Here is a 16,289-nt window from a genome sequence, read left to right on the forward strand (position 1 = left end):
GGAAGCTTGAGAAATGAGCCCAAGACCAGGCGATGGGTTGCCCCGAGGTCAGATTTTTTTTCATCCCATCGCAGATGTCAGAACCTCCGGATGTCCTGTTCGGTGAATCCAGCGGTCGCCTCTCTTTCACTGCGAGATGCGAAGTCAAAGCGTCAGCAAAAAGGCCACGAGGTCTTTTTTCTCCTCTTCATTGAGATGGATTTCAAGCACCAGATTGAAGAACTCGACGGCGTCCGGGATCGTGAGCAGGCGGTCGTCATGCAAATACGGGGGTGAGTCTTTGATGCCGCGGAGCGGGAAGGTCTTGATGGGGCCGTCGGCGCTCGCTTTGCGGCCATTGATCATCTTCTCCTTGAAGAAGCGTTCCACCTGCAGGTTGTGCATGCTGTTGTCGGTGTAGTAGGGCGCGGGATGGCACACGGCGCACTGCGCTTTGCCAAAGAAGAGCGCCTGCCCGCGCAGTTCGGCCTCGCTGGCCCTGGCGGGGTGCAGCTTGCCGAACACATCAAGCTTGGGTGCGGGTGGGAAATCCAGCAGTTCCTGAAACTCCGCCATGAAGTGAACCTGGCTGCCGCGTTCAAGAACGTTCACACCTTTCCGTGCGGCGTCTGCCGGGATGCCGTCAAAGTAGGCCGCACGCTGCTCGAACTCCGTGAAGTCCTCCACCGTTTTGAGCGCACGCTGGGAGCCGAAGAGCCGCTGGATGTTGACTCCGCGCAAGGAGGGCGTGTCAACGCGGTGACGGTATTCGTTGGGTCGTACGTCACCCACCGTATGAGTCGCTGCGTTGGTGTGGCCATTGGCATGGCAGTCGAAGCAGGCCACGCCCAGGCTCGGGTGAAGGCTGCGGCGGTCTTCGGTGCTGTTGAACTGCTGCTGCGGGAAGGGGGTGACGAGCAGTCGCAGGCCTTCCAGTTGCTTGGGATTGAGGATGTCTTTGAAGAGCCCGTAAAAATTGGTCTGCGTCACCAGTTTCCCCTGCGATACATCTCCAAGATCAGGCCGTGTGGTGAGGTAGATGGGCGCGGGAAACTCCGGCAGCAAATGCTGGGGCAGATCATAGTCGAGGTCGAAGCGCGACAGATCGCGCGCAGTCTGCTTCTGCGTTTCTTCAATGAGCGGTTTGGGGAACACCATTCCACCTGCTTCGTGGTGAGGGTGCGGCAGCGGGTAAAAACCTTGCGGCCAGAGATCCTTGCTCTGGATGATTTCAGGCGACATCGCTGCCAGTTTGTCCCACGTCATTCCTTCCGGCAGTTTCACACGCACGCCGGTCTGCACCGGTTTGCCGCGTGCCATCGTTACCTCCTTGGTGGGGCGGTCTGTGAGGTCGTAGCGTTCGTTCAGCAGCTTTTGCTGTCGCTCGGCAAACGCGGCCTTTTCCTGCTGCAGGCGTTTGACGAGAGAGTCGAAGTCTTCTTCTGCAGCGGCCAGCAGGCCGCCCGCAAGCAGTGCGGCTGCGCAAGCCGGCACGAAACGAGGAATGCGAAATGGATTTTTCATGGCGGTGGTCGGGGTATGGGGGTGGCGTGGATCTTGTCATAAAATGAATCGCAACTGCCCGCCGGCCTGGTCGTTCAGTCTTCCGGCCCGGTGTCTTGCCTGCGGCCGAAGATATTTTTCAAAGCAGACATCCGGTTGGATCAGCGGCTGCGATTGCATGGGAAATTGCTGCTCCCCATGAAAGCACGTGCCACACCCACGACCTTTTCTCTGGAGAAGACGTTCATGGAAGCGCACCTCACACTTTTAACCTGATGCCATAGCATGAGCTACCGCGCCATTATCCATGACTTAAACACCGGCCGTTTCCTGCTGCGTTGCCATGTCGAGGGGCATGATCTCCATGAGGCGGAAAATGCAGCCATAGCCAAAGCCGCATTGACGACCAAAGGTCACCCCTGCGACATGGACGTCAGGCATCTGCATCAGTGCTCTGAGCGCGCCTTGGTCCATGCGCCGGACAGTCAGCCCTGTCCCCACGCGCATTAGAAATCAGCCGCCATAGGCTGATGTGTCACTTTCCGCAATATCACATGGGATGAGGAGCAGTGGGAAAGTGGCGCGTTTCAGCACATCCGCAGATGTGCTGCCAACAAAGAAATGGTAGAGCGCGTTGTGGTGATGTGCCCCCATGATGACGAGGTCCGCATTCAAGCGCGCAACTTCAGCCAGCGCTGTTTCCGAGATCGGTCCTCTGGATTGCACCGCTCTCGCGTTCAGTCCTTGCCGCGTGCAAGACTCCAGCAAAACATCCAGCTTGGCCTGATTGTCCCGCATTGTTTCTGGCGAGGGATCCACCGGAATAGGCGGGACTTCTGCCCCATAAGCCGCAACTGGAATCTCCGGCGGTACGATGTGCAGCAAAATCACCTGGCTGCCGAGGGCCGTGGCCAGCTTCAGCGTGTAGTTTAAAACTTTGGCGGTGGAATCCGAGAAGTCCACTAAAGCGACGATGGTTTTCATGATGTCTCCCTTGCTGTTTGCTAACGAAACGTGAGATAACAGAAAATCGGATGTGATGAAATGAAGGGGCCGTGCAACCTGCGGGTCACTGCATGGCACCGTGCTGCGAGGTATAAAAGGCGGACTGCGGGCCGGTAAAGCAATAGATCTCCTGAAAGCCTTCCTGCCTGAGAATATCAGACGCTGCGGCTGATTCGATGCATGCAGAACCTCGCTCATACAGAACGATCGGCTCGTTCTTGCCGATCCCGAGTCGGGAGATCTTTTCCAGAAACTCACTGGCCTGCTTTTCAAGCACTCGCCGGTCCCGGTTCAAAGTGTTCGGCAGTACATCAATCAACGCAAGGCGGCGGTTGGCGTTCTGCCATTGTTCCAGTTCACTGCGGCTGATCGTTTTTCTGGCCGGCATCGCTGAGCCGCTGGTAGAGCAGGCCGGTTGTGATGCATCCATGAGTGTCGTGGCGATCGTGTTCTCCAGATTGGAAATGTTGATGGGCTTGGTGAGGTGCTGGAGAAAGCCGGCCTCGCGGCTTTTATTGACGTCATGTTCCATTCCGTAGCCGCTCACTGCGATGGCGCGCACCGGTCCTTGCAGATGCAGCTTCTTCATCAAATCCCAGCCGGTGCCGTCTGAGAGTCCGATGTCACAGATGACCAAGTCCGGGGTGGTGGCATTATACTGTTCCACCGCTGCCGCGACACTGTCCGCAGCCGTCACCTCATACCCTCTGCGTTTCAGCACGCGTGACAGCGCCAGTCGGCTGTCCTCATGGTCCTCCACCACCAGGATGCTCTTGCCGCGCATGGCGGCAGTCGAGGTGGGCGTCGCCTGTGTGTCATCTCCCGCAGGTGCCGCCTGGGCCACGGGCAGATGAATGCGAAAGACCGCGCCCTGATCCTTGCCTTGGCTCTCTGCATGGATCTCACCCCCATGACCTTCCACGATCGCACGCGCAATGGCCAGTCCCAGGCCAATGCCCGTGTCACTGGGACGTGGCTTGACCGGATGAAAGGTTCCGAAGACGGAGGCAAGCCGCCATGGCTCAATCCCCTGGCCGTTGTCACGAATTTCTACCATGACATGGTGGTCTTTGCTGGCCGTCGTGATGGTCACATGGCCGTGTGGGCGGGAGTACTTCACCGCGTTTTTGAGCAGGTTCCAAAAGACCTGGTTGAGCCGCGCAAAATCTCCCATCACGACGGGTTCTGACGCGCCCAGATCCGTGCGAACAATGAGCCGTTTTTCTGTAAAGCCTTCCTGGCAGACATTGAGTGCCGCCTCGATGCAGCGGTGGATGTTCACCGGGGCTTTTTCAATCTTGAGCCGACCGCTCGCGATTTGTGTCAGGTCCAGCAGGTCGTCGATCAGCCTCGCCTCCAGCTCCACATTGCGCTGGATCATTGAAAATGCCTCTCGCAGATCGGCCGACAAGCTCTTGTCATTGATGATCGCTGACACCAGCGAGAGCACCGGCGTCAGAGGGGTGCGCAGCTCGTGGCTGAGCATCGCGATGAAATCATCCTTGGAGGCATTGGCCGCACGCAGGGCGTCATTGTCCACGCTGGTTACGTTGTAGAGCAGCTTGAGCTCCATCTGCTGTTCTTCGATGCGTCGCTCGACATGAAATTTGTAAATCACCTGATTCACGGCCAGGCGAATGGAGTCGCTGCCCACGGCGGACTTCACCAGGTACTCCATCGCCCCGGCCTTCATCAAGGCCACGGCGGATTCCAGATCTCCTGCCGTGGCGGTGATGATAACCGGGAAGGGCAGATGCCCGTGCATGTCACAGGCGTTCAGCAGAAAGTCGAGGCCGTTGCCGTCAGGCAGCTTTGGCTCGATGATGACGCAGTCGGGCGGTGTCTGGGCCGCCGCCGCCAGCGCTTCCGCGACAGTGCCTGACTCGATGACCTGGTAGGTGAAGTTTAAGTCGCGCCGGATCTGGTTGATGGCGTTGGCACGGGCTTCAGCATTGTCGTCCACGACCAGTAAAGTTCTTTGCTCCATGGGGATGAGTGAGGGGTGGTTGAGCGATTTGAGTTTAAGTTTCCAACAAGGCTCCCTCTTCATTAAAGAATCGTGCGCCGGGCCCGGTTCGGCTTTGTGGATCAGCGTATTTGGCTGGCCATTCTCAGGCTTAGGGCCGGACCGGGGGCTGCCCTGAAGCAGCAGCTGCCTCCACGAGCGTTGCTGAACGCGTATCCATGAGTGGAATCCGCACCAATGCCCTCTCCGCTGAGGCATCCCGATGACGGCGGATTGTTCTCAACATCAAACCCACAAAGAACCATGAAACCCATCCTGTTCACCACAGTCGCGGCTCTGCTCATGGGCCTGACACCAGGCCGTGCCGACACACCTCCTGCGAAAGAAGAATCCGTGGTCCAGCAAATGCGCCATTTCTGGGTCAAAAGCAAAGCCTACCTGAGTGATGACTGGGCCACCTTCAAAGAGGGCGCCCAGCTCACGCTTTCCGATCTCACCAAACAGATCGATGCTGTGGCCGCCAAGGCTGGCACGACTGCTCCTGGCTACTTCCAGCTTCGGCTGCAAGCCCTGAAGGAACAACGCGCCTACCTCACGACCAAACTCGGCGAACTGGACAGCGAGACGATCAAGATCCACTTGTCCGGTCCCCGTTATGCCTTCGATAAATGCGTCTCATCCTTGGAAGCGGCCATCACCCAGGCTGACAACGAGGCCGATGTGATCATCAGACTCCAAGATGATCTCAATCGAGACGAAAGCTGATTAGAGTCGGCCATTGAAACCGCCACGCCGGGGCGTGCCACAGGTCGCCCCGGCTTTTTTAGCATTCAAGCGCCCAGCCTCGCTGCTGCAGTGTGAACAACCGCGATCCGGGCCGGAGATAACACTGGCTGAAGTCCCTCCAGCCACTCGCTGCCCGAAGGAGACTCGTGGCCTCCTGATAACCCTCTCAGGCAGCCTCCTGAGGTGGGAATAACCGGGTAGTAAGTCACTTGGACGAGCCAGATTGAAATAGCGCTCGCAGCGTCCAGTGCTCAGGCAGCAGCCTGAAGTCTTCATCATGACGAAAATCATCCTGGGTACAGACGACCATAGACAGCAGTCATACCGAAATCACGGCGCTAACCGCAAACCCCAAACCACCCTGCATTATGAAACTCGAAACACTGCAAGACCTGCTCGTTCATGAACTCAAAGACCTCTACAGCGCCGAGACCCAGCTCGTGAAAGCCCTGCCCAAAATGGTGAAGGCCGCCACGAACGAAGACCTCAAAACCGGCTTCGAAGACCATCTGGAACAGACCCGCAACCACGTCACCCGCCTGGAGGAGGCCGCCAAAACCCTCGGCTGCAAACTCACCGGCCATCGATGCAAAGCGATGGAAGGCCTCATCGAGGAGGGCGCCGAACTCATCAGCGAGGATGCTGAAGACATGGTGCGTGATGCCGGACTCATCGGCGCCGCTCAACGTGTGGAGCACTACGAAATGGCCGGTTATGGCACCGCCCGCGCTCTCGCCGAATGCCTTGGCTTCGGCGATGTGGTGCGGCTCCTCAATGAGACCCTCGATGAAGAAAGGGCTGCCGACGAAAAGCTGACCGAGCTGGCAGAAACCACGATCAACGTCGATGCTGCTGAGCTGGCGAACGCTGAATAAAGCGCCACCCCACTGCGGCAGCTGGGAAGGGGGCCTGGCTCTCATTCCCAGCTGCCGCACACTTCCGGCATCACCGCCCATGGAAGGTAAGGGTTTGCCTGACCGGACAAGCAGGTGCTGGCCCGATTGTCGCGATGGAAGAAACCATTCATGATCCCAACATTCACAACCATGAAAACGCAAGCCAATCCAAAACCTGCCACTGTCAAAAAAACAAGCGCTGGAACCAAAAAAACTTCCGGTCAAAGTCTCAGGAAAAACTCCTCGCCTTCTGCGAGTCAGCAGGCGGAAAAGCCAAACGGCAGCGACTGGCCCCCGGCGGATTTGATCGCTGCCCGCGCTTACAAAATCTGGCAGCAGCAAGGCTGCCCTGAAGGACGTGAAGAGCAGCATTGGTGGCAGGCTGAGCAGGAGATCATCCGTGACGGTTCCCATGCGGTCACACCCTAGCAGTCAAACTGTCCCCCCCCTGCATCTATGTCCACAAGTCATCCACTTCAGCCCTGCTCCTGGCCCTGTCCTTGGAAAGGAACCAAGATGTGCGCACAATGTCTGTTAAATTCCCAGTCTCTTGCCGACCGGCGTGTGAGCCTGGGCGTCCTCTACGGCATCAAGGCCCTGTATCAGGCGCATGATCTGCCGCCGTGCATCATTGGCAACAGGATTGACTGGTCAGGCCAACGTGAGGTGGCTATGGCCTGAAGCATGAAGTCCTCACGGTTGATCAAGAACGCAACCTCCCCGCCACAGCGGAGCGCTGAGGGTGTGAAGCCTTCAACGCGCAAGCGGCCAGCTCCTCAGGACGGCCTTGCCTCCACCACACCGCGCCGCCGGACTTCTTCGAAAGATGGAGTGAATGTGAAAAAACGCGCGCCTGCGGAGAGGCAGCATCTGCTGGAAGTGCAGAATGACTCTTTGAGCGCGGCAAAGAAAGAGGAGGAAGACACGCTGCGCCGTTATGCCAGCCTCCATGCAGACCTCATTCGCGTGCAGACTGAGCTGGCCGAAGTCAATGAGCAGCTGGAGCAGCGCGTCATCGAGCGCACCGCCAAACTGACCTCCGCCAACAGGGAGCTGCATCATGAGTTCAAGGAGCGTCAGCGCCTGGAACATGAACTCTCCGAGCGCGAGCGCAGCAATCTCAGCCAGGCGCTGCATGACGGCGTGTGCCAGCATCTGGCCGGTGTCGTCATGATAGCCACCACCCTAAGTGACATCTTCGGGCAGAAGTCCGATCCTGAAATGGCCGCCAAGCTCAAGGAGATCGCCAGCCTCATCCGCGCCGCCAACAATGACGTCAGGGATGTCGCCAGGGCGCTTCATCCGGCGGATGTGGATGCCAGTGGCCTCGTCTCCTCCCTGCGCAATCTGGTCGGCTGCTATGCCGTGCCAGGTCGTACCCGCTGTGTGCTGTATTGTCATGAAGCCATTCCAGTGCATGACAACGATGTGGCCATGCATCTTTACCGCATCGTGCTGGAGGCCGTCCTCAATGCCTCCCGCCACGCCCATGCCAGCCACATCAGCGTCCACCTGGGCGTCCGGCAGAAGGACATCATGCTTTCGATCACCGATGACGGCGTTGGCCTGCCTCCAGATTACGAGAAATCTCCCGGACTCGGCTTGAAGCTGATGCGCCACCGGGCCAGTTCCATTGGAGCCACGCTCAGCATCGCAAGCCGCCCCTCGGGCGGTACGGTCGTCCGGTGCTGCCTGCCCCCTCCGACCTAAAGCTTTCTCACTGGCATCTGTCATGATCCTCTCCTGATCTCACCCACTCGTTCATATGGCGAAAACAGCTTCCAAATCCACCCCCATCCCCGCCACCGTCCAGCAGCCGGCTTTTGAGCAGGCCAAGCGGCAGGTGTTGATCGTGGATGACCATCCCATCTTTCGCAACGGCATCATCCAGCTCATCAATCATGAGCCTGATCTCCACGTCTGCGGAGAAATTTGCTCCGCCGCCCAGGCCCTCGGCGCCGTGGAGGAGCTCAAGCCAGACATCGTTGTGCTGGATCTGTCCATCCAGGGCACCAATGGCATCGAACTGATGAAGTCCATCCGTGCCTTGCATCCAAGCCTGCCCGCCCTCATGGTTTCCATGCATGACGAGAGCATTTACGCCGAACGCGCGCTGCGCGCCGGAGCCCGCGGCTATGTGATGAAAGCCGCGCCCTCCGAAAAGGTCATCGATGCCATCCGGCGCGTTCTCAGCGGCGGCATCTATCTCAGTGAAGCCATTGGCGGTCGCCTGCTTGACACCTTCCTGAATGGCCGCTCCACCCATGTCGGCTCTTCCACCGTCGAACAGCTCAGCGACCGCGAGATCGAAGTCTTCCGCGCCGTGGGTGAGGGGCGTGGCACTCGTGAAATTGCACGCACGCTCTTCCTCAGCGTCAAGACGGTGGAAACCCACCGCGCGCACATCAAAGAAAAGCTCCAGTTGAAGACCGCCCCTGAACTGGTGCGCGCCGCTGTCGAATGGGTCAATGGCGAGGCCAATCTCTAAACCCATCTTCACGGATGTTGGCGAGCCCGGTAGATTTGTGAGAGAAAACCCATCCGCTTTCCAGGCTCCTGCGATAGATCTGTGAGGCGTGAAAAGCAGCTCGACCAGCGATGGACTGAGCAACCGAAATGCCTTTGGTCCTGACTGACTCTTCTGTTGGTCAGGACTCTTTTTTGTCGGGAACGTACGTGCTTTGCACCTGAATGAGGCATCAGGGCTGGGCGGGGAAGGGTGGCGAAAAAATGGCACCTGTTCCGGTTGTCTCCCCAAGTGAAAAGCAGCGGGATTGCCCGCATTGGCCATACATCCGCAGGGCTGGCCTGTGCCGATGACGAGCCTCCGTCAGTTTGGCTCCATAGTCCTCGAACCCGTCCATCAATGGGCGGTTTTTTTTTTGAGGCAAATCCTCGGAATTTCGACCGCTCTGGCATCCAGGCAGACGACAGGAAACGATGGTGTCGGGAACAGACGGGATGAAAAGCCAGCCATTAAACTCAAAAAAAGATCATGAACATGACCCAGCACCCAGGTGAAAACACCCTCCAGAGCACGGCAGCTGCGGGCAGCCTTCATCTATGGACCGATGGCATGAGCAGACTTTTCACAACGACCGCACAGCAGCTCGGCAGGATTTCCAAAGACGCTGCCGCCGTGTTCTCACGCCGCCATAAAGTTTCTTCTCTCCAAGTCACCTGGGCGGGCATTTTGCGTTCGGATCAGGACCGCCTATTGCCTGAACCTAGTGAAGAGCTGCGCTTTCAGGTGGCCAATCAGATGTTTCTCTGTGAAGAGGGCAGGACTTTGGTGTTTGATGACCAATGGAACCCGGATGCATGGGACCACATGAATGGCTACCGCGTGGTATTTCTGGCCGGTTCTGCGCGTGAGGTCAAAGAACCCCTGTTGCAGCGGCTGCAGCAGTTCATTACCCGGCTTGGGCGGATTTAAAAGCCCTCACGGCGGAGCTGTTTTCTCCTCCGCGCCCAGTGACCGAGGATACGCCGGCCGTGCTTCCCTGGCTGCCGCCTGGAAATGCCGAACACGCTGGCCTGGGCGGCGCACAAGCAGCCGCCGTACATGATGATGACCCCGGAAAGGTAGATCCACATCAGCAGAACAATCACCACGGCGAACGCACCATAGACCGTGTTGAAGTTGCTCAGGTCATACACATAGTGCTCAAAGAGACGACGACAGACCTGCAGCAGGACGGTCGTCAGAAAAGCGGCGAACGCGACTTCAGAAAACTGGGTGCGTCGGCGCGGAGAGATTTTGAAGAACACGCTCAGGCCGCAAAACAGCACCAGCGACGGCGCGCACCAGATCACAATCTCAAGAGGGCCGCTGAACATTCGCAAGGGCACCAGCGACGTGTGCCGAAGATTTTCCAGGACCAGCGGCACCAGCATCCCGATGAAAAGCGCGCTCGCCACCAAGGCCAGCAGCATCAGGCTATGCAGAGGCAGCTGCCACCAAGGGTGCTCAATCGTGTCCCAGGCGCTGTTCACCCCGCGGACCATGCTGTGGAAAAAGCGGGAGGCGCTCCAGACCAAACCCAGCATGGCCAGAGTGCTGACGCTTCCACGGGCATCCACAATGGTGCGGATGGCGTTGTCCACCGTATGCCGGTCGGTGGCGTTGAAGGGCAGGTATTGCCCGACATTGTCGATGATGTAGTTCACCACCGTGGCATGGTCCCAGATTTGGGAACCCAGAATGACGAAAAGAAGGAGGAGCGGAAACAGCGCAAAAAAGGCGTAGTAGGCAAATGCGGCCGCACGCTGCTCGGCGTCGATGTTGAAAAACTTCAGTCCCGCCACCCAGAACATCTGCACAACACGTTTCACCCATCCCAGCAATGGATGCCTGGCTAAAAACACGGCGGAGGTGCGTCGCCAAGACACAAGATGTCCGCGCACCACGGAGTTCAGTTGGAAGAGTGCGGCGCGCTCCTGCTTTGTCTTCCCTCCGGTCATGCCCGCGTGTTCGGGTGGTTCGCGCGTTCAAGCAGGGCGACTGCGAGACCGGTGGCAAAACCCGTCCAGAACATGGCCACGGGGTTGTGCACCCATTCATTCCATAAATGGAAGTGCCAGCCGCAGGGTTTGCTGAGACGCGCGTACGCTGCTTCAGCGTCTCGCTTGGAGGGCTGCCGGATGGCACCGCCTTCACTGATCATGGCATCGGCCGCCAGTTCGGTCGTGTGCAGGTAGCTGGGAATTAAGTGAGGGTTCATAGCGTGCGGGGATTTGGGAGGTTGCGAACGCCGGGCATCCGCTGTCAGGCGGGGGGAGGAACGGAGATGTCCGGATTCCATTCCAGGTGCCGTGGATTGATCTGGAAGACGCGGGCCTTCGTCCAGGTGGAATGGCACTTCCGGCAGTAGCACTGCTTGGGAAACAGCCCCAGATTGCTCAACCATTCCAAGAACAGCGGCGTGACAAACTTCCGGCTGAACTGCGGATATTCGACTGCAAAGGAGCCGCAGTCCGGGCAGGAATAAACGTACTGAAGCAGCTGCGGATTCTGTTTCTCAAATTCAATGAGGCAGGTCACGGCTTCGGCATAGTCTTCTTCATTCACCTGCACTTTCAGATTCGCTCCCGGTTTGGTCAGGAACACGAACATTTGCAGGTCTCCTTCGTCATAGAGCGAGGTCTCAATGCCGTGATCCTCCAAATACTGACAAAAGAGTTCTGCGGCCCTTTGGTTGTCAAATGTCGCCAGATCTATCAGATCCGTTCGATGTGCGAGAGTTGCGAGTTCGGTTTGCATCATCTAAGAATCGTGGCCGAACGCCCGAGTGGTTGTGTGTGCCGTGTTTTACTCGGCGGCAGGGAACCATTTGCCCCCCTGCTGGATGGTGTTCACGGCATCCACCAGTTGCTCGAGTGATGATTCCTTGGCAATGAAACCTCTGGCTCCGCAAGCGGCTGCACGTCCCGGAAAGCTGTGATCCTCCTTGGCGGATACGATCAACACGGGCAATTGCGGTATACGGCTCAAGGTTTCCACGGTGAAATCAAACCCATTGCCATCCGGCAGACCGACATCGACCACCAGGAAATCGGGGATGTCCCAACGAAGTTTGTCCGCTGCCTCGGCCAGGGAGGAGGCCGTCCATGCCATGATCATGTCCGGCGCATCTTCCACGAGCGTCACAAACACACCGCGGATGATGGCGTGGTCATCCACCACGGCGAGACGTAGTCGCGCATTGGGTGGATTGAGAGGAGAAGACGTCGACGCAGTGACTGGCATGTTCAAGCGGTGCGGGGGGGCTTGTTCGGTGGAGGGTTGGCTGCTGCTGCTGCTGCGGGTGCCCGGACTTGTGAATGACCGCAAAACACCGCCCCTGCCTCGATGGAGCAGGTGGCGGCGGTGATGTTGCCAAGGATGGTGGCGGTGGATTTCACCTGGCAGCGCTCCTGGACAGTGATGTTTCCTTCCACTCGACCGCTGACGACGATGCTGCGCGTCTTGATCGTGCCTTTGACAAAGGCCTTCTCGCCGATGGTGAGCGCAGCCGTGGAGGTCACGTCCCCCTCCACTCTGCCTTCCAGCAGGAGTTCCTGTGAAAACGTGAGAGAGCCCTTGATCTCAACATGCGTAGAAAGGTGGTTCATCGAGGTCATTCTAGGTCACATGAGGGATGACTGGCTGCACCGCTCAGTTGCGGAGATTACGCGAGCGTTGCGCCTTCTGGCCGTACGAAATCGTGGTTTTCTAAAACACTCACAAACTCATCAACGGCAGGGCACGTATGATCACCTCTTTCTGGTGAAACCGGGCTTCGAGCACCTCCTGATACCAGTCCCACCATTGGGCATCCAGCAAACGGGGCATGACTTCGTAAATCACAACCTCATCCCTTCTCCCCAGCGGGCCGGCCAGCCACAGGCCTCCTGATGGGGAGCGCGTATGGGTGATGCAACGGCCAAAGTATCGCGTCAGCTCCGTTTTGACCATGGCATGCAGAAGATCCGCCGGAGTTGTCGGCTGGTCCTGCGTGTAGAGCGGAAGCAGCAGCTGGATCACATGCAGCATAAGAGTCACGGAATGAGTGGTTTAGCTGTTCAAGGTGTGCGCGGTGCAGTGGTCTGCCTCAGACCTTCCTTGGTAAAAGTGGCGTCATCGTAGATCACCCCTCGCTTGATGTTCGAGCCGTCCAGATCGGTGGTGGAGTTTTTTTGGGCATCATGAACCGTCATGTTGGCTGGGATGGCATGACCGTTATTGGTGACGACGCGAGTGGTGTCGATGCGGCGTGCGAGCTGGCCGGAGAAGGCGTATTTTTCCACGCGAAGTGGCACTAGGCGGCGTGAGTCCACCCAGGTGCGGACGGAGGAATAAACGGAACGGTCACTCTTGCCGGGTTTGGATTCGAGGACAACGCAGTTTGCACGATCCAGCACTTCATTGCCAACAATTGCCTGGTGTTCCCAGGCGAAGAAGTTTTCCAGAACGTCGGCGTAGCAGAGGCTGCTGCCCAGCAGCGGCTCCTTCATCTGGGCGGAGGTGAGCGTGCTTGTGGTGTCAGGCGGCACAAAAACGGCGCCTGATGCAGCCTGATTCGCTGTCTTGCGCAAAAGCACACCTTCTCCAGCGCGTTCTTTGGGCCAGAGGACTTGATAGACCACTTCGGTGGTGGACTGGGTGCGGCGTTGTTTGATCTGCACCTGCAGCGTTGTCTGCTGGAATTCCATCTTCAGGCGGATGAATGAAGTGCCATCCTGCTGCAAGGCGTTGAGCTGTGCGGCAAGATCGGTGGCGGGGTCGGCGGCGGCAGTGAGCGTACAGGCGATAAGGACGAAGAGCGTTTTCATGTGTCGGATTCGGCAAAAAAGTCAGCCTTGGAGGGCGAGGCTGGGGGTGAGGCGTGAGCTGCGCCAGGCGGGGTAGAGGCCGCTGATCACGCCGACCACGACAGAAAGGATCACGGAGGTGACGATCAGTTGCAGGCTCAGATCGGGCTCCAGCAGTCCATGAACGGATGGCAGTCTTTCCAGCATCTTCGCGCCGAGGCAGCCGATGATCACACCCACGCTGCCGCCCAGCAGGCCGAGCAGCGCGGACTCCCACAAGATCATGCGGGTGATGCGGCCACGCTTCCAGCCGATGGCGAGGAGAATGCACATCTCCTGCCTGCGTTCAAAGACGGTCATCAGCATGGTGTTCATGACGCCGAGAACGCCGACGAACACTGCGAGCAGTGAAGTGCCCCAGCTCATGGCGCGGATGAAACGAGAAGCCTCGCTGTTGCTAATGTGCTCGCTTGCGATCACGGCCTTGGCTTCCGGGACAAGGCGGTTGATCTTCTCGCAGAGCTTTTTCATGCCGTCCTCGTTCAATTCAAGAGCGGAGCGCACGTCGAGGATGTTGATCTTGTCCTGATTGCCCGTGATGTCCTGAAACAATGGGAGGGAGAGCACGACGGAGCCGTTTTCCACCAGTGCACCCCCATCCACGATACCGACGACGGTCAGTTCTTTGGATTCAAGCTGGAGAGGATCGCCGATTTTTTTCTTGAGGGATTCCGCTGCTGTCTGGCCCAGGACCACGGCGGGCTCCATGGCATCCTTTGGCATGCGGCCTGAGATCAGCTTGAGGTTGTTCCAGGAGAAGCCGCCCCACTCGCGGGCAGAGACCATCATCATGGATGCGCTTTCCACGCTCGTCAGATCCACAAACACCGAGCAGGTGGCAGCGACTTCCGGCATGCTGGCGATGCGGTCGCGCACGGTCATGCTGAAGGGTTTCGGAGTGAGTCCGCTGCTCAGAGTGCTGACCACGATGTCGATGCCGCGTTCCTTGGCTCCAGCGCCCCAGCTTTTTTCAAAGCCCCGCGAGATGCCGACCAGCGCCACGACGGCGGCAATGCCGACAGCGATGCCCACAAGCGTCAATCCGGTGCGCACAGGGCGGCGCCACAGTCCACGCACGATGATGGTGAAAAAAGTCATGTCAGCGGGTGTTGTCGGCAACGATGCGCCCGTCCTTCATCTGGATGGTGCGGGAGGCCCGACGGGCGATGGAGGGATCATGCGTCACCAGCACCAGCGTCGTCTTCTGCTCCTGATGAAGGCGGATGAGGAGTTCGAGAATGAGAGCCGAGTTTTCACTGTCGAGATTGCCGGTGGGTTCGTCTGCGAGGAGAACGGAGGGACCATTGGCCAGACTGCGGGCGATGGCGACGCGCTGGCGTTCACCACCGGACATCCTGGCGGGGAAATGATGAATGCGATGTTCCAGGCCCACGGACTTGAGAAGAGTCACCGCGCGGTTGCGGCGCTCGGCGGCAGACAGGTGGGTTTCGAGCATCGGCATCTGCACATTTTCCAAAGCGGTGAAGGTGGGCAGCAGATGAAAGGCCTGAAAAATAAAACCGATTTCGTGGGCGCGATAGGCTGCTGGATCTGGCAGGTCTGGAACCGACTGCTCACGATAGTGCAAGGTGCCTGAGCTGGGATGGTCGAGCGCACCGAGCATCTGGAGCAAGGTCGTTTTACCACATCCGCTGGGGCCGATGATGGCGACGAACTCACCCGGCTGGATGCGGAAGTCCACGCCGCGCAGGGCCTGCACGCTGCCGTCATCAAATTCCTTGGTCAGTTCCGCCGCCGTGAACACGCAATCCATGCCTGATAAAGGAGTGCTGTCGTAGACCGCAGGCTGTAAGGGGGGAAAGGGAGGAGGGATCATTTCAAGAACGAGCTGAATGAGTTTTGCGCCATTGCGCCCCCACGCGTGGATCCGCCAGACTGCGGAACAAATGCACGAGGGCATGCGTGTAGCTGGGGAAGGGGGGATGATCTTCGGCGGCGCGGGGCTGCAGCTCTGCGGCGAGCTGCGGCAGCTCCGCATGAGGCAGTCCGGCATGCATGTGGTGCAGGCCGTGGTAAGGCTCATGCAGGAGCGTGAACGAAACGAGTCTGCCAAGCCATCCGCGTGCGACGATGCTGCGAGTGGAGCTGTTGGCGGTGCTGCCGAGAAGGCCGACATGCTCGATGTACTTGCGCCAGCTTTGCAGATTGGCGGCCAGCCATGCGGGCACGAGATACATCCAGATAAAGTAGCGCCATGCATCCCAGTACGCGACCGCTGCGAAGATCAGCGTCCACACGACGACAATCAGCGCCAACTCCTGCCAGATGCGTTTTCTCACTTTTTTGCTGCGAATGGGTGATCCGGCGCGCAGGAAAATCCGCAGGAACAAGCACGGCAGGAAGGCCAGGCCGAACGTGAGCTCCGCCACGGCGGCGAGCACACGGACCCAGCGCGGCTTGTCCGGATGGACGAAGGGCCAGAGCTCCTCGTCACGCTCCGTGGCCAGGTGCATGTGGTGAAGCTGATGCGCGGCGCGGTAGAGGCTGAAGCTCATGAAGCTGAACACGCCGAGCAAGACACCATCAAACTCATTCAAGCTCCGGTTGCGCCTGAGCAGGCCATGCGTGGCCTCATGAAAACCCACCGCTGCGCCGTGCATGAAATGGCTGGCGAGCAGGACAAAAGGCAGGGCCAGCCAGAGCGGCTCACCGCGCTGCAAGACCACCGCCAGCGCGATTTCCGTGATGAAAAAGAGGATGACGACAATTTGAAACGCCGAACGACTCAGCCAATGAGGCTCGTGCGGTTCGATGAGGCTGTCACTGGTTTGCATGGGACT

22 protein-coding genes are annotated in these 16,289 nt (G+C 58.5%); 7 read left to right on the plus strand and 15 right to left on the minus strand.

What is annotated here, in order from left to right; genetic code table 11:
• Positions 1-144: 144 nt before the first annotated feature.
• The 4 genes from AC3RLQ_RS05625 to AC3RLQ_RS05640 form a co-directional block, all read right to left on the minus strand.
• Positions 145-1,503, minus strand: coding sequence for a cytochrome B6 (locus AC3RLQ_RS05625; protein ID WP_493035141.1), 1,359 nt, complete (start codon positions 1,501-1,503; stop codon positions 145-147).
• Positions 1,504-1,794: 291 nt separating this feature from the next.
• Positions 1,795-1,923 carry a hypothetical protein gene (locus tag AC3RLQ_RS05630; protein WP_493035144.1) on the minus strand — a complete coding sequence of 43 codons (129 nt, stop codon included), beginning with the start codon at positions 1,921-1,923 and terminating at the stop codon, positions 1,795-1,797.
• A 72-nt stretch (positions 1,924-1,995) separates the two neighbouring features.
• The gene (locus tag AC3RLQ_RS05635; RefSeq protein WP_493035145.1) at positions 1,996-2,466 is read right to left on the minus strand and encodes a universal stress protein; all 471 of its coding nucleotides are present in this window, start codon (positions 2,464-2,466) and stop codon (positions 1,996-1,998) included.
• 85 nt (positions 2,467-2,551) lie between these two features.
• Positions 2,552-4,474, minus strand: a complete 1,923-nt coding sequence (locus AC3RLQ_RS05640; RefSeq protein ID WP_493035147.1) for a response regulator — start codon at positions 4,472-4,474, stop codon at positions 2,552-2,554.
• A 282-nt stretch (positions 4,475-4,756) separates the two neighbouring features.
• Here AC3RLQ_RS05640 and AC3RLQ_RS05645 point away from each other — a divergent pair, with 282 nt between their 5' ends.
• The 6 genes from AC3RLQ_RS05645 (at position 4,757) to AC3RLQ_RS05670 (ending at position 8,623) form a co-directional block, all read left to right on the plus strand.
• Positions 4,757-5,218, plus strand: coding sequence for a hypothetical protein (locus AC3RLQ_RS05645; RefSeq protein ID WP_493035149.1), 462 nt, complete (start codon positions 4,757-4,759; stop codon positions 5,216-5,218).
• Between the two features lie 389 nt (positions 5,219-5,607).
• Positions 5,608-6,114, plus strand: a complete 507-nt coding sequence (locus tag AC3RLQ_RS05650; protein ID WP_493035151.1) for a YciE/YciF ferroxidase family protein — start codon at positions 5,608-5,610, stop codon at positions 6,112-6,114.
• A 134-nt stretch (positions 6,115-6,248) separates the two neighbouring features.
• Positions 6,249-6,488, plus strand: a complete 240-nt coding sequence (locus AC3RLQ_RS05655; RefSeq protein ID WP_493038854.1) for a hypothetical protein — start codon at positions 6,249-6,251, stop codon at positions 6,486-6,488.
• A complete protein-coding gene (locus AC3RLQ_RS05660) occupies positions 6,439-6,564 on the plus strand; it encodes a DUF2934 domain-containing protein (RefSeq protein ID WP_493038826.1) in 126 nt (41 codons plus the stop codon). The genes AC3RLQ_RS05655 and AC3RLQ_RS05660 overlap by 50 nt, the downstream gene beginning before the upstream one ends.
• Positions 6,565-6,819: 255 nt before the next feature.
• Positions 6,820-7,845 carry an ATP-binding protein gene (locus tag AC3RLQ_RS05665; RefSeq protein ID WP_493035153.1) on the plus strand — a complete coding sequence of 342 codons (1,026 nt, stop codon included), beginning with the start codon at positions 6,820-6,822 and terminating at the stop codon, positions 7,843-7,845.
• 55 nt (positions 7,846-7,900) lie between these two features.
• Positions 7,901-8,623, plus strand: coding sequence for a response regulator (locus tag AC3RLQ_RS05670; protein WP_493035155.1), 723 nt, complete (start codon positions 7,901-7,903; stop codon positions 8,621-8,623).
• A gap of 375 nt (positions 8,624-8,998) precedes the next feature.
• Here AC3RLQ_RS05670 and AC3RLQ_RS05675 read toward each other — a convergent pair whose 3' ends face one another.
• Positions 8,999-9,196, minus strand: coding sequence for a hypothetical protein (locus tag AC3RLQ_RS05675; RefSeq protein ID WP_493035157.1), 198 nt, complete (start codon positions 9,194-9,196; stop codon positions 8,999-9,001).
• A 15-nt stretch (positions 9,197-9,211) separates the two neighbouring features.
• Between AC3RLQ_RS05675 and AC3RLQ_RS05680 the strand changes: the two genes are divergently transcribed.
• Positions 9,212-9,571, plus strand: a complete 360-nt coding sequence (locus AC3RLQ_RS05680; RefSeq protein WP_493035159.1) for a hypothetical protein — start codon at positions 9,212-9,214, stop codon at positions 9,569-9,571.
• Here the strand turns inward: AC3RLQ_RS05680 and AC3RLQ_RS05685 are convergent.
• The 10 genes from AC3RLQ_RS05685 to AC3RLQ_RS05730 form a co-directional block, all read right to left on the minus strand.
• Positions 9,568-10,527, minus strand: a complete 960-nt coding sequence (locus AC3RLQ_RS05685; protein ID WP_493035161.1) for a YihY/virulence factor BrkB family protein — start codon at positions 10,525-10,527, stop codon at positions 9,568-9,570. The two genes, AC3RLQ_RS05680 and AC3RLQ_RS05685, sit on opposite strands and share 4 nt — an antisense overlap.
• Positions 10,528-10,595: 68 nt before the next feature.
• Positions 10,596-10,859, minus strand: coding sequence for a hypothetical protein (locus AC3RLQ_RS05690; RefSeq protein ID WP_493035162.1), 264 nt, complete (start codon positions 10,857-10,859; stop codon positions 10,596-10,598).
• Between the two features lie 44 nt (positions 10,860-10,903).
• Positions 10,904-11,401, minus strand: coding sequence for a hypothetical protein (locus tag AC3RLQ_RS05695; protein WP_493035164.1), 498 nt, complete (start codon positions 11,399-11,401; stop codon positions 10,904-10,906).
• A gap of 45 nt (positions 11,402-11,446) precedes the next feature.
• Positions 11,447-11,884 carry a response regulator gene (locus AC3RLQ_RS05700; protein ID WP_493035166.1) on the minus strand — a complete coding sequence of 146 codons (438 nt, stop codon included), beginning with the start codon at positions 11,882-11,884 and terminating at the stop codon, positions 11,447-11,449.
• A gap of 2 nt (positions 11,885-11,886) precedes the next feature.
• The gene (locus tag AC3RLQ_RS05705) at positions 11,887-12,249 is read right to left on the minus strand and encodes a bactofilin family protein (RefSeq protein WP_493035168.1); all 363 of its coding nucleotides are present in this window, start codon (positions 12,247-12,249) and stop codon (positions 11,887-11,889) included.
• 109 nt (positions 12,250-12,358) lie between these two features.
• On the minus strand, positions 12,359-12,679 hold the full coding sequence (locus AC3RLQ_RS05710) for a hypothetical protein (protein WP_493035170.1): 321 nt from the start codon (positions 12,677-12,679) through the stop codon (positions 12,359-12,361).
• A gap of 20 nt (positions 12,680-12,699) precedes the next feature.
• The gene (locus tag AC3RLQ_RS05715; RefSeq protein WP_493035172.1) at positions 12,700-13,449 is read right to left on the minus strand and encodes an outer membrane lipoprotein-sorting protein; all 750 of its coding nucleotides are present in this window, start codon (positions 13,447-13,449) and stop codon (positions 12,700-12,702) included.
• A 21-nt stretch (positions 13,450-13,470) separates the two neighbouring features.
• Positions 13,471-14,586: an ABC transporter permease gene (locus tag AC3RLQ_RS05720; protein WP_493035174.1), complete on the minus strand. Its 1,116-nt coding sequence runs from the start codon at positions 14,584-14,586 to the stop codon at positions 13,471-13,473.
• Between the two features lies 1 nt (position 14,587).
• The gene (locus AC3RLQ_RS05725) at positions 14,588-15,262 is read right to left on the minus strand and encodes an ABC transporter ATP-binding protein (RefSeq protein ID WP_493035175.1); all 675 of its coding nucleotides are present in this window, start codon (positions 15,260-15,262) and stop codon (positions 14,588-14,590) included.
• A gap of 64 nt (positions 15,263-15,326) precedes the next feature.
• Positions 15,327-16,283, minus strand: coding sequence for a fatty acid desaturase family protein (locus AC3RLQ_RS05730; protein WP_493035177.1), 957 nt, complete (start codon positions 16,281-16,283; stop codon positions 15,327-15,329).
• Positions 16,284-16,289 lie beyond the last annotated feature (6 nt).

This window comes from Prosthecobacter sp. GW821-HT29F12, assembly GCF_058803405.1.

Coding starts and splice junctions, on each gene's coding strand:
- AC3RLQ_RS05700 (WP_493035166.1), bottom strand. CDS start 11,884: ATGCCAGTCACTGCGTCGACGTCTTCTCCTCTCAATCCACCCAATGCG.
- AC3RLQ_RS05635 (WP_493035145.1), bottom strand. CDS start 2,466: ATGAAAACCATCGTCGCTTTAGTGGACTTCTCGGATTCCACCGCCAAA.
- AC3RLQ_RS05645 (WP_493035149.1), top strand. CDS start 4,757: ATGAAACCCATCCTGTTCACCACAGTCGCGGCTCTGCTCATGGGCCTG.
- AC3RLQ_RS05650 (WP_493035151.1), top strand. CDS start 5,608: ATGAAACTCGAAACACTGCAAGACCTGCTCGTTCATGAACTCAAAGAC.
- AC3RLQ_RS05670 (WP_493035155.1), top strand. CDS start 7,901: ATGGCGAAAACAGCTTCCAAATCCACCCCCATCCCCGCCACCGTCCAG.
- AC3RLQ_RS05725 (WP_493035175.1), bottom strand. CDS start 15,262: ATGGATTGCGTGTTCACGGCGGCGGAACTGACCAAGGAATTTGATGAC.
- AC3RLQ_RS05625 (WP_493035141.1), bottom strand. CDS start 1,503: ATGAAAAATCCATTTCGCATTCCTCGTTTCGTGCCGGCTTGCGCAGCC.
- AC3RLQ_RS05690 (WP_493035162.1), bottom strand. CDS start 10,859: ATGAACCCTCACTTAATTCCCAGCTACCTGCACACGACCGAACTGGCG.
- AC3RLQ_RS05675 (WP_493035157.1), bottom strand. CDS start 9,196: ATGAAGGCTGCCCGCAGCTGCCGTGCTCTGGAGGGTGTTTTCACCTGG.
- AC3RLQ_RS05720 (WP_493035174.1), bottom strand. CDS start 14,586: ATGACTTTTTTCACCATCATCGTGCGTGGACTGTGGCGCCGCCCTGTG.
- AC3RLQ_RS05640 (WP_493035147.1), bottom strand. CDS start 4,474: ATGGAGCAAAGAACTTTACTGGTCGTGGACGACAATGCTGAAGCCCGT.
- AC3RLQ_RS05665 (WP_493035153.1), top strand. CDS start 6,820: ATGAAGTCCTCACGGTTGATCAAGAACGCAACCTCCCCGCCACAGCGG.
- AC3RLQ_RS05705 (WP_493035168.1), bottom strand. CDS start 12,249: ATGAACCACCTTTCTACGCATGTTGAGATCAAGGGCTCTCTCACGTTT.
- AC3RLQ_RS05655 (WP_493038854.1), top strand. CDS start 6,249: ATGGAAGAAACCATTCATGATCCCAACATTCACAACCATGAAAACGCA.
- AC3RLQ_RS05730 (WP_493035177.1), bottom strand. CDS start 16,283: ATGCAAACCAGTGACAGCCTCATCGAACCGCACGAGCCTCATTGGCTG.
- AC3RLQ_RS05680 (WP_493035159.1), top strand. CDS start 9,212: ATGAGCAGACTTTTCACAACGACCGCACAGCAGCTCGGCAGGATTTCC.
- AC3RLQ_RS05630 (WP_493035144.1), bottom strand. CDS start 1,923: ATGCCTGACGTCCATGTCGCAGGGGTGACCTTTGGTCGTCAATGCGGC.
- AC3RLQ_RS05715 (WP_493035172.1), bottom strand. CDS start 13,449: ATGAAAACGCTCTTCGTCCTTATCGCCTGTACGCTCACTGCCGCCGCC.
- AC3RLQ_RS05695 (WP_493035164.1), bottom strand. CDS start 11,401: ATGATGCAAACCGAACTCGCAACTCTCGCACATCGAACGGATCTGATA.